Origin of the sequence: Streptomyces sp. NPDC023838, assembly GCF_040639555.1 — a bacterium.
In the GTDB taxonomy this organism is placed as follows: Bacteria; Actinomycetota; Actinomycetes; order Streptomycetales; family Streptomycetaceae; genus Streptomyces.
This window is the reverse complement of record NZ_JBFAAD010000073.1, coordinates 1-7,768: the sequence shown is the minus strand read 5'-3', so window position 1 is coordinate 7,768 and position 7,768 is coordinate 1. Positions and strand designations below refer to the sequence as shown.

At 73.3% G+C, this 7,768-nt stretch carries 6 protein-coding genes; 5 read left to right on the top strand and 1 reads right to left on the bottom strand.

Annotation, left to right across the window (positions count from 1 at the left end; translation table 11 throughout):
- Positions 1–307 precede the first annotated feature (307 nt).
- The 4 genes from AB0G17_RS37125 (at position 308) to AB0G17_RS37110 (ending at position 5,001) form a co-directional block, all read left to right on the top strand.
- Positions 308–1,180, top strand: coding sequence for an alpha/beta hydrolase (locus tag AB0G17_RS37125; RefSeq protein WP_361392652.1), 873 nt, complete (start codon positions 308–310; stop codon positions 1,178–1,180).
- Between the two features lie 247 nt (positions 1,181–1,427).
- Positions 1,428–2,747, top strand: a complete 1,320-nt coding sequence (locus AB0G17_RS37120; protein WP_361392655.1) for a histidine kinase — start codon at positions 1,428–1,430, stop codon at positions 2,745–2,747.
- Positions 2,744–3,415, top strand: a complete 672-nt coding sequence (locus tag AB0G17_RS37115; RefSeq protein WP_361392649.1) for a response regulator transcription factor — start codon at positions 2,744–2,746, stop codon at positions 3,413–3,415. The genes AB0G17_RS37120 and AB0G17_RS37115 overlap by 4 nt, the downstream gene beginning before the upstream one ends.
- A gap of 317 nt (positions 3,416–3,732) precedes the next feature.
- Positions 3,733–5,001, top strand: coding sequence for a cytochrome P450 (locus tag AB0G17_RS37110; protein ID WP_361392646.1), 1,269 nt, complete (start codon positions 3,733–3,735; stop codon positions 4,999–5,001).
- 6 nt (positions 5,002–5,007) lie between these two features.
- On the opposite strand, the gene AB0G17_RS37105 is transcribed toward AB0G17_RS37110, so the two are convergent.
- Positions 5,008–5,736: a TetR/AcrR family transcriptional regulator C-terminal domain-containing protein gene (locus tag AB0G17_RS37105; RefSeq protein WP_361392643.1), complete on the bottom strand. Its 729-nt coding sequence runs from the start codon at positions 5,734–5,736 to the stop codon at positions 5,008–5,010.
- A gap of 189 nt (positions 5,737–5,925) precedes the next feature.
- Here AB0G17_RS37105 and AB0G17_RS37100 point away from each other — a divergent pair, with 189 nt between their 5' ends.
- A complete protein-coding gene (locus AB0G17_RS37100) occupies positions 5,926–7,416 on the top strand; it encodes an MFS transporter (protein ID WP_361392640.1) in 1,491 nt (496 codons plus the stop codon).
- Positions 7,417–7,768: the final 352 nt, after the last annotated feature.

Here is a 7,768-nt window from a genome sequence, read left to right as displayed (position 1 = left end):
GCAGTTCCCCGCGCCCCTTAGATGCCGCTGCGCGGCAATCCCCTGGGCGCCCCGAAGGGGCGCATCCAGGGGCGCGGGGAACTGCGCGAGCAACCCGGCACGGTCCGCAGCCGACCGGATCTTTTAGGGGCGCGGGGAACTGCGCGATCAGCCCACCACCGGGCCGCAGGCGAGCACCGGGCCGATAAGGGGCGCGGAGCTCCCAGGGCGCGCCGGGCCGGGCCGGGCGGGGCGTGCCCGCACCCCACCCCGCTGGTAGCGTCCGCGTCCGCGTCCGCGTCCGCCCCCACCGAAGAAGAGGTGCCGCATGCACGACGACCCCGTCGCCCAAGACGCCGCCGAGGCCGCCGCGGCCTTCGCGCATCCCGTCGTCGCCCCGGACGCCACCGCCCCGTACGGCCCCCACCCCGACCAGGTCGTCGACTTCTATGCACCCAGGAGGGACGAGCCCGGCGCTCCCCTCGTCGTCGCCCTCCACGGCGGCGCCTGGCGCGAGCGGTACGACCGGGCGCATCTCACCCCGTTCGTGGACTTCCTCGCCCGCCGCGGGTTCGCCGTCGCCAACGTCGAGTACCGGCGCGGCGGCCTGCTGCCCAAGCAGGGCGGCGACGGCCCCGTCGCCGGACGGTGGCCGGACACGTTCGACGACGTGGCCGCCGCCCTCGACGCCCTCCCCGCCCTCGCCCGTACGCACCTGCCCACCGCCGACCTCCGCCGTACCGTTCTCACCGGCCACTCCGCCGGCGGCCACCTCGCCCTGTGGGCCGCGGCCCGCCACGTACTGCCGCCCGGCTCCCCGTGGCACGCCCCCGCCCCCGTCCCCCTCCGCGGCGTCGTCGCCCTCGCCCCCATCGCCGACTTCACCACGGCGTTGGCGCTGGACGTCTGTGACGGGGCGGTCCTTCAACTCCTCGGAGGGGCGGGGAAGCTGGAGGAACGCGCCCCGTTCTCCGATCCCTCCGCCCTCCTCCCCACCGGCATCGCCACCACCCTCGTCCAGGGCCGGGACGACATCGTCGTGCCGCGGGCCGTGGCCGAGGCGTACGCCGATGCCGCCGCCCGGGCCGGGGAGCCCGTCGGGTTCACGCTCCTCGAAGGCGTCGGCCACTTCCCCCTCATCGACCCCGCCGCCGACGCCTGCGCGGTCGTGGCCGAGGAGATCGCGCAGCTGGCTTACTAGCGCCCCGGCCCGCAGACGCCCCCGTAAGAGGCCCCCGTAAGACACCCCCGTAAGACACCCCCGTAAGACACCCCCGTAAGACGCCCCCGTAGTACCTGAGACGGACCCCGCCGGATCCGCACCGCAGGGGACGCCCCGGGCACCCGCCCCCGCCTACCGTGGGCACGTGACCGAGACCGAGACCATCAGCCCCTCGCCGGGGGGCACGCCCGGCAACGGCGGCCGCAGCCCCGAATTCCTGCTCGCCATGGACGTGTTCGGCGGGCTCCGCCGGGACCTGTTCCGGGACGCCTTCGCCTACCGGCCGCTGCCGCCGATGCGTACGGACGGCCCGCTCACCCGCCATCTGCCCGACCGGCTGCGCCACTACGCCGCCTGGAGCCCGCACGCGGCCGTGGTCTTCGTCGCGTTCTGCGCCACGATGATCACGTACACCGAGCGGACCCAGGGCGGAGGGCTGGGGGTCGTCGTGTGGGCGGGGTCGGGCCTGCTCGCCGGGGTGCCCGTCGCCCTGACCCTCATACGGCCGGTCGGCGCCTGGTGGGCGGTGTGCGCGGCCACGATGCTCGACAACTTCCTCGGCGGGCACTCCGGCTTCTCCGGCTGGGGGTGGGGGCCGGGCGCGTTGCTCGCGCAGCTCGCCGTGATGGTCGTGGTGACGCTGCGCACGCGGCCCCGGACCGCCGTGTGGATGTGGGTCCTGACGCTGCTGCTCGGTTTCGTGATGCAGCTCTCCGCGCCCGAGTACGGCAGGCAGACGAACACCGGGCTGATGAGCGTCACGTCCGCGATCCTGCTCCTGATCGCCATCGTCGTGAACGTACGCCGGGACGCGGAGCGGAAGATCACCGTCGAGCAGTCGGTCACCGCCGTCGAACGGGACAAGCGGACCGTGCTCGAAGAGCGCACCACCATCGCGCGCGAGCTGCACGACGTGGTCGCGCACCACATGTCGGTGGTCGCCATCCAGGCGGAGGCGGCTCCGTACCGCGTCGAGGACCCGCCCGAGGAGCTGACGGCGGCGTTCGCCACGATCCGCGAGAACGCGGTGGCCGCGCTGACCGAGCTGCGCCGCGTGCTCGGTGTCGTACGCGCGGAGGACTACGAGGCTCCGGACGCGCCCCAGCCCACCCTCGCCGACCTCGACCGGCTCCTGACGAACGTGCGCGACGCCGGGCTCGATGTGACCAAGGTGGTCACGGGCGCGGCGCGCGAACTCCCGCAGGGCGTCGAGCTGTCGGCGTACCGCATCATCCAGGAGGCCCTCAGCAACGCCCTGCGGCACGCGCCGGGCGCGGCCGCGCGGGTGGAGGTCGGCTATGTGCTGGGCGGGGTGGGCCTGCGGGTGGTCAACGGCCCGCCGACGGCCCCGGCCGCCGCGTCGCCCGGCAGCGGGCACGGGATCACGGGGATGCGGGAGCGGGTGGCGATGCTGGGCGGCGAGATGACGGCGGGCGAGGTGGCGGGCGAGGACGGCGGCGGGTACGAGGTGACGGTCTTCATCCCGGTGCCGACGGCCCAGGCGGCCCCGGGGGCCCCGGCGGCCCCGGTGGAGACGGGCGCATGAGCGGTACGAGCATCCGCGTACTGATCGTCGACGACCAGATGATGGTCCGGGAGGGCTTCTCGGTCCTGCTCAACGCGCAGCGCGACATCGAGGTGGTCGGCGAGGCGGTGGACGGCCGGGAGGCGGTGGCCAAGGTGCGCGAACTCCGCCCGGACGTCGTCCTGATGGACATCCGGATGCCCGAGATGAACGGCATCGAGGCGACGCGGAAGATCGTGGCGGCGGAAACGGAGGCGCGGGTTCTGGTGCTGACCACGTTCGACCTGGACGAGTACGTGTACCAGGCGCTGCGGGCGGGGGCGTCCGGGTTCCTCCTGAAGGACGCGTCCGCGCGTCAACTGGCGGAGGGGGTACGGGTGGTGGCCTCCGGCGACGCGCTGCTCGCGCCGTCGGTGACGCGCCGCCTGATCACGGAGTTCGCGCGGGCGGCGCCGGGGCGGCGGGGGGTGGGTACCGGCGTCCAGGTCGAGGAGCTGACGGACCGCGAGACGGAGGTCCTGATCCTGATCGCCCAGGGCCTCTCCAACGCGGAGATCGCGGACCGGCTGGTGGTGGCGGAGTCGACGATCAAGACGCATGTGAGCCGGGTGCTGGTGAAACTGGGGCTGCGGGACCGGACCCAGGCGGCGGTGTACGCGTACGAGTCCCGCCTGATCACCCCGTCCTAGCCCGCCCCCACCCCGCGCCCCTTTCAGGCCCGGCCTTTGTCTGCGGCTGAGTGGGGGCTGGTCGCGCCCACGCGGCGGAGCCGCACATGTCACAGCCCCGCGCCCCTTGAATGCCGCTGCGCGGCATCCCTGGGCGCCCCGAAGGGGCGCTTCCAGGGGCGCGGGGAACTGCGCGACCAGCCACATACGGGCTGCGGACGAAGGGAGGTTCAGGGGCGCGGGGAACTGCGCGACAAGCCCCCACCGGCCCGCAGGCAGACGACCGGCCGCCCGGCCCAGGGCTTTCGGGAAGGGGTGGGGTGGGGAAAGGAAACCCCATGGACACCAGCAGCCTCTTCCGGCCCGGCTCCGCCCAGTTCGTGGCCGACCCCTACCCCGCCTACGCGGAGCTCCGCCGCACCGGCCGCGCGCTCCACCACCCCGCCACCGACCAGTGGCTGGTGACCCACCACGCCGATGTCTCCGCGCTGCTGAGGGACCGCCGCCTCGGGCGGACGTACCTCCACCGGTTCACCCACGAGGAGTTCGGCCGTACGCCCCCGCCCGCCGCCCACGAGCCGTTCCACACCCTCAACGACCAGGGGATCCTTGATCTCGAAGCCCCCGATCACACCCGGATCCGGCGGCTCGTCGCGCAGGCCTTCACCCCCCGGCGCGTCGAGGAACTCGCACCCGTCGTCCAGCGGATCGCCCACGGCCTCGTCACGGACTTTGTCGCGGTCGGCGGCGGAGACCTCCTCGCCGACGTGGCCGAGCCCCTCCCCGTCACCGTCATCGCGGAAATGCTCGGCATCCCGGAAGCCGACCGGCACCTCCTGCGGCCCTGGTCCGCCGACATCTGCGGGATGTACGAGCTCAACCCGTCCGAGGACACCGCCACCCGCGCGGTCCGAGCGGCCGTTGAATTCTCCGAGTACCTGAGGGGGTTGATCCGGGAGCGGCGACGGTCCCCGGCTTCAGCCTCCGGCTCTGGCCCCGGCCCCGCCCCCACCTCCGCCCCCGCCCCCGACCTCATCTCCGCCCTCATCGCCGTCCACGACACCGACGGCACCCGCCTCACCGAGCAGGAGATGATCTCCACCTGCGTCCTGCTCCTCAACGCGGGCCACGAAGCCACCGTCAACACCACCGCCAACGGATGGTGGACGCTCTTCCGCCACCCCGAGCAGCTCGCCCTGCTGCGCGCCGAGCCCGGACTGCTGCCCGGCGCCATCGAGGAACTGCTGCGCTACGACACGCCGTTGCAGCTCTTCGAGCGCTGGGTGCTCGACGCCATCGAGGTGGGCGGCACCGTCATACCGCGAGGGTCGGAAGTCGCGCTGCTCTTCGGCTCCGCCAACCGGGACCCGGCCGTGTTCGACGCCCCGGACACCTTCGACGTACGCCGTCCGGCCGCCGCCAACCGTCACCTCAGCTTCGGCGCGGGCATCCACTACTGCCTCGGCGCCCCCCTCGCCCGCGTCGAACTGGCGGCATCCTTCGGCCTGTTGCTGCGCGAGGCCCCGCGCATGCGGCTGCTCGCCGAGCCGCGGTGGAAGCCGGGGTACGTGATCCGGGGCCTCGCCGCCCTGGAAGTGGAGGTGTAGGCGCGGCTACCGCGCGTCCGGACCGCGCCGCAGCGCCAGGCCGTCCAGGACCACGTTCAGGCCGTACGCGAACTTGCCGTCGCGCAGCCCGGCCGGGTCCACGGCCTGCGCGGCCGCGTACGACTCGGCCAGATGCGCGTGGTCGGCCGCGGCCTGCCGCGCGGCGGGCATGAGCTGGGCGACGAAGTCCGCCTCGGACCGGCCGGAGCGGGCCACCGTGGTGAGCCAGGCCGCCTCCGTGGTGCTCATCCCGATCACGTACGACAGCACGGTCTCGATCGCCCGCTCCGGCTCGGGGAACCCCGCGCCCGCGAAGAGGGCGGCGAGCCGCTCGGAGAACGCCATCAGGTTGGGGCCCAGATAGGCGAGGCCCGCCTGGCCGAGGACCGAGGCCAGCCAGCGGTGGCGCAGGGCCGTCGCGCGGAAGGACCCGGCGGCCTCGGTGGTGGCGGCGCGCCAGTCGGGGCTGTCGGCGGCCGGGACGGCGATCTCCCCGAACACCTCGTCCACCGCGAGCTCCATCAGCTCGTCCTTGGTGGCGACGTGCCGGTAGAGGGAGGTCGCGCCCGCGTTCAGCCGGGCGCCGAGCTTGCGCATGCTGAGCGCCTCGACGCCGTCGGCGTCCAGCATCGCGACCGCCTCGCGGACGATCGCCGCCCGGCTGAGCGCGGGCTGGTCGGGCTCGCGCGACTGGCGGGCCCATACGGAGGGGATCGGCTTCGCCTTGGCGGCCATGGCACTCCTTCACTGCGGCACGTGCGTGCGGTGCGTGCGTACGACGTTCGCATCCAGCGTACAGCGATTGATCCTTGCGAACGGTGCACGCAGCTGCGTACAGTGTGCGCATCGACGGAACGGTGTACGCAACGCTGAGAACGTCGCTCCGAAGGTCGCTGAGAAGGTCGCTGAGAAGGAGAAGGAACCATGGAGACCCGTAACCCACGCCGCTGGTGGATCCTGATCGTGCTGTGCCTCAGCTCGCTCGTGCTGGTGATCGACAGCATGGCGCTGACCGTGGCGGTGCCGTCGATGACGGAGGACCTCGGGGCGAGCGCCCAGGACACGCAGTGGATCCTCGACTCCTACATCCTGGTGTTCGCGGGCCTGCTGCTCACCTCCGGCAGCCTCGGCGACCGCTTCGGCCGCCGGAAGGTCATGATCATCGGCCTGCTGCTCTTCGGGGCGGCCTCGCTGGCGGCGGTCTTCTGCGCCGACCCGGGTGAAGTCATCGCCGTACGGGTCGCGATGGGCGTCGGCGGGGCGCTGATCATGCCCTCGACGCTGTCGATCCTCATCACCGTCTTCGACGAGGAGGAGCGCGGCAAGGCGATGGCGGCGTGGGGGTCGGTGTCGATGCTCGGCCTGGTCGGCAGCCCGGTGCTCGGCGGCGTACTCATCGACCACTTCTCCTGGCACTCGATCTTCTTCATCAACATCCCGGTCGTGGCGCTGGCTGTCCTGGCGGGTCTGGTCCTGATGCCGGAGTCGAAGGCGCCGTGGCAGAAGCCGGATCCGCTGGGGGCGGTGCTGTCGGCGGCGGGGATGACCGCGCTGATCTGGTGGATCATCGAGATCCCGCAGCACGGGGCGTTCGGCGGCCGCTCGCTGGTCACGCTGGCGGTCGCGGTCGTCGCCCTCGCCGGGTTCGTGGTCTGGGAGAACGTCACCTCCGCGCCGATGGTGCCGCTGGTCCTGTTCAAGCACCGCAACTTCAGCGGCGGTTCGGTGTCGCTGGCGCTCGTGCAGATCGGTACGGGTGGGCTGCTGCTCGTCCTCACCCAGTACCTCCAGTTCGTCCTCGGGTACTCGCCGGTCAAGGCGGGGCTCGCGTTCCTGCCGCTGGCGGTGACGGCGCTGGCTGGCAACACGGTGGGGGCGCGGCTGGCGGCGAAGGTGGGCAACCGGTGGCTCGTGCTGGCCGGGATGCTGACCATGGCCTCGTCCTTCGCGCTGCTGACCGCCGTCACGGCGGACTCCGGCTTCACCGTCCCGGCGGTCGCCCTCGGCCTGCTCGGCCTCGGTGCGGGGCTGGCGATGCCGGCGGCGGTGGGGGCGCTGATGGGTACGATCCCGGCGGACAAGGCGGGGGTGGGGTCGGCCCTCAACGACACGATCCAGCAGGCCGGTACGGCGCTGGGCATCGCGATCCTCGGCTCGATGCTGTCGAGCGGCTTCGCGGCGGAGATGCCTTCGGACGCGCCGGATTCCGCTCGGCACTCGATCGCGGGGGCGCTGGTCGCGGCCCACGGTGACGCGTCCCTGGTGCGGGCGGCGCGGGAGGCCTTCGCGTCCTCGATGTCGACGACGTTCGCGGTCAGTGGGGTGGGGGTGCTGGTGGCGGCGGTGGTGGCGGCGGTGGTGATGCGGGACGCGAAGCGGGTCCGCCCGACCCCGGCCCCCGAACTGGCCGCCTGAGCCCCTCCCCGGGGCCCGGCCCCCGGCTCCCTTCGCCTACGACCCGGCGGGGGCTGCCCGCGCCCCTTTCAGGCCCGGCCTTTGTCTGTGGCCCGGTGGTGGGTTGCTCGCGCAGTTCCCCGCGTCCCTTTTGCGCCCGGCCTTTGTCTGCGGCTGAGTGGGGGCTGGCCGCGCAGTTCCCCGCGCCCCTGAGGGGTACGGGGTCGCTGCACGTCCGGCGCCTTGGCCCCCGGGGGCTCCTTTTCGTCTGCGGCCCGGTGGGGGCTGGTCGCGCAGTTCCCCGCGCCCCTTAGATGCCGCTGCGCGGCAATCCCCTGGGCGCCCCGAAGGGGCGCATCCAGGGGCGCGGGGA